At 73.6% G+C, this 1690-nt stretch carries 1 protein-coding gene; it reads left to right on the forward strand.

What is annotated here, in order from left to right; all coding sequences use genetic code 11:
- Positions 1-105 precede the first annotated feature (105 nt).
- Positions 106-1434: a class I SAM-dependent methyltransferase gene (locus LOY02_RS17915; RefSeq protein ID WP_317183729.1), complete on the forward strand. Its 1329-nt coding sequence runs from the start codon at positions 106-108 to the stop codon at positions 1432-1434.
- Positions 1435-1690 lie beyond the last annotated feature (256 nt).

Consider the following 1690-nt stretch of genomic DNA (forward strand, 5'->3'; position numbering starts at 1 on the left):
GGGTCGAGTGGCCCCGAAAGCTGGGGGCGTGGGCCGGCATTTGAGGCCACTCGACGGGGTGACGGGTCGAGTGGGGAGGGGGGACGGGGCGACGAGGCGGGCGCCATCGACCCGTGCGCGGCCCTGATCCGGCTCTTCGCGCTTGGTCGGCCCGTCGCCCGCCCGGTGCTCGAGGCGGCCCTGCCGACGCTCGGCACCGAGGGCGCTGCCGCGCTCGGGCTGGTCCGCATCACTGGGGAGCGCGTCGTGCCGACCTGCGACCTGCGGCCCTACGCCGACGACACGCACGACTGGTGGGTCGCGTCGGACCTGTCCGAGGCCTCCACACAGCGGCCGCTCCGGCCCGACCACGTCCTCGGCATCGGTGGCGCCTCGACGACGCTCGCCACGTGGACCATTCGCCGCCCCGTCGGTCGAGCCCTCGACCTCGGCACCGGCTCCGGCGTCCAGGCGCTCCACCTCTCCGTCCATGCGGAGTCGATCGTGGCGACGGATGTCTCCGAGCGGGCGCTCGCCTTCGCCCGCTTCAACGCCGCACTGGCCGGTGTCGACGTCGACCTCAGGATCGGCGACTTGCTGGATCCCGTTGCAGGAGAGCGATTTTCCCTCGTCGTGTCCAACCCTCCCTTCGTCATCACGCCACGCCGGGACGACGTGCCGCGCTACGAGTACCGCGACGGGGGTCGCGCCGGTGACTCGGTCGTGCGGTCGCTCGTCAGGCAGGTCGGGTCCGTGCTCGAGCCCGGTGGCGTGGCACAGTTCCTCGGCAACTGGGAAGTGCCCCGAGGCAGCACCTGGCGCGACGTCTGGGCCGAGTGGCTCGACGGGGTGCCCCTCGATGCCTGGGTCGTCCAGCGCGAGGTCCAGGACCCCGGCGAGTACGCCGAGCTGTGGGCGCGCGACGGTGGGCTGCGGCCCGGCTCGAGCGAGCACGACCGGCTCTATGCCGCCTGGCTCCGCGACTTCGCCGCGCGGGACGTCGAGTCCATCGGCTTCGGTGTCGTGACCCTCCAGCGGCCGACGTCGGAGCGCGCGCCCTGGCGGTCCCTCGACGAGGTGGGCGGGGGCGTCGCCGCGCCGATGGGGCCGGCCATCGAGGCCGGTCTCGTCTCCCGCACCTGGCTCGCCGAGCACTCTGACGACGAGGTGCTCGGCGTCGCGTGGTCGTGTGCCCCCGACGTGACCGAGGAGCGGCACGGACGCCCGGGTGCGGAGGATCCGACCCTCATCCTGTTCCGGCAGGGCGGCGGCCTGCGCAGGGTCGTGCGGGCCGGGACCCTCCTCGCCGCCTATCTCGGCGTTGCCGATGGCGAGCTGACGGCGGCCGCGGCCCTCGATGCCATTGCAACCGTGCTCGACCTCGACCCGGCCGCTGTCAGGGGCGAGCTCCTGCCCCAGATCCGCGGGCTCGTCGCCGACGGTCTCCTCGTGTGAGCCCCTCGCCTCCCTCGCGTCGGGAGTCTGGCGTCCGCCCGTGGAACGTGGCGTCCGGAGTGCGGGCCGCCCTTCTGCACAAGGGCCGCCACGTCCCCTGGCCTCGCGGTCAGGAGGGCAGGGCGCGTTGGGAGCCGGCCCAGCGGCATACGCCCCCGGGATAAAGCGTTTGTGAATGAGTGAGCACTCACTCATACTGATCGCCATGGCTTCCACGACCGGGCGCGCGGCGCCGCTGGCACCCGCCGAGCGGCGC

This window comes from Intrasporangium sp. (assembly GCF_032907665.1).
GTDB lineage: Bacteria > Actinomycetota > Actinomycetes > Actinomycetales > Dermatophilaceae > Intrasporangium.